A 1,153-nucleotide genomic window follows, 5' to 3' on the forward strand; every position below is an offset into this window, starting at 1 on the left:
CCAGCGTTCGTCCTGAGCCAGGATCAAACTCTCCATGAAGTTTGATAATGACTACGCACATTCGCATGTGCGATTTATTTAATGAATTAACAGGTACGTTTGTCTTGTTTAGTTTTCAAAGATCATTATTAAAGCAACTCTATTATTATATCTCTTTTAAGATAAATAGTCAAGTGCTTTTTTAAAAATAAATGGTGGAGCCTAGCGGGATCGAACCGCTGACCTCCTGCGTGCAAAGCAGGCGCTCTCCCAGCTGAGCTAAGGCCCCAAAGAATGGTCGGGAAGACAGGATTCGAACCTGCGACCCCATGGTCCCAAACCATGTGCTCTACCAAGCTGAGCTACTTCCCGTTACATAATAATGGCGCGCCCGAGAGGAGTCGAACCCCTAACCTTTTGATCCGTAGTCAAACGCTCTATCCAATTGAGCTACGGGCGCATATGTCAATGCCGAGGGCCGGACTTGAACCGGCACGGTAGTCACCTACCGCAGGATTTTAAGTCCTGTGTGTCTGCCAATTCCACCACCCCGGCGTGGATGGTTGGAGCGGAAGACGGGATTCGAACCCGCGACCCCCACCTTGGCAAGGTGGTGTTCTACCACTGAACTACTTCCGCAAATCTTTTTTATAATGCGGGTGAAGGGACTCGAACCCCCACGCCGTAAAGACACTAGATCCTAAGTCTAGCGCGTCTGCCAATTCCGCCACACCCGCATAAAATGGTGAGCCATGAAGGACTCGAACCTTCGACCCTCTGATTAAAAGTCAGATGCTCTACCAACTGAGCTAATGGCTCTTTAAAAGAGACTTATATATTATATCATAAAAAAGTGGTGCCGGCAAGAGGACTTGAACCCCCAACCTACTGATTACAAGTCAGTTGCTCTACCAATTGAGCTACACCGGCTTAATCAACAAAATATTATAATGGTGGAGGATGACGGGATCGAACCGCCGACCCTCTGCTTGTAAGGCAGATGCTCTCCCAGCTGAGCTAATCCTCCATTTGCACTTGCGTGCAACAGCTTGGCGGCGTCCTACTCTCACAGGGGGAAGCCCCCAACTACCATCGGCGCTGAAGAGCTTAACTTCCGTGTTCGGCATGGGAACGGGTGTGACCTCTTCGCTATCGCCACCAAACTATTGAGAGG

Annotated in this window: 9 tRNA genes and 1 rRNA gene; all 10 read right to left on the reverse strand. The window is 49.3% G+C overall.

What is annotated here, in order from left to right:
- Positions 1-192: 192 nt before the first annotated feature.
- The 10 genes from KI350_RS22655 to rrf all read right to left on the reverse strand — a co-directional run bounded on the left by KI350_RS22655 (position 193) and on the right by rrf (position 1,142).
- Positions 193-268: transfer RNA gene (locus KI350_RS22655), tRNA-Ala, on the reverse strand.
- A 6-nt stretch (positions 269-274) separates the two neighbouring features.
- Positions 275-351 (reverse strand) — tRNA-Pro (locus KI350_RS22660).
- Positions 352-362: 11 nt separating this feature from the next.
- Positions 363-439: transfer RNA gene (locus tag KI350_RS22665), tRNA-Arg, on the reverse strand.
- Between the two features lie 9 nt (positions 440-448).
- A tRNA-Leu gene (locus KI350_RS22670) sits at positions 449-534 on the reverse strand.
- 9 nt (positions 535-543) lie between these two features.
- Positions 544-618 (reverse strand) — tRNA-Gly (locus KI350_RS22675).
- Between the two features lie 15 nt (positions 619-633).
- Positions 634-716: transfer RNA gene (locus KI350_RS22680), tRNA-Leu, on the reverse strand.
- Between the two features lie 6 nt (positions 717-722).
- Positions 723-798: transfer RNA gene (locus tag KI350_RS22685), tRNA-Lys, on the reverse strand.
- A 35-nt stretch (positions 799-833) separates the two neighbouring features.
- A tRNA-Thr gene (locus tag KI350_RS22690) sits at positions 834-909 on the reverse strand.
- 21 nt (positions 910-930) lie between these two features.
- Positions 931-1,006: transfer RNA gene (locus KI350_RS22695), tRNA-Val, on the reverse strand.
- Between the two features lie 20 nt (positions 1,007-1,026).
- Positions 1,027-1,142, reverse strand: a 5S ribosomal RNA gene (gene rrf / locus KI350_RS22700).
- Positions 1,143-1,153: the final 11 nt, after the last annotated feature.

The sequence above is a fragment of the Bacillus sp. J41TS8 genome, from assembly GCF_018333035.1.
Lineage (GTDB): Bacteria > Bacillota > Bacilli > Bacillales > Bacillaceae > Bacillus > Bacillus paralicheniformis.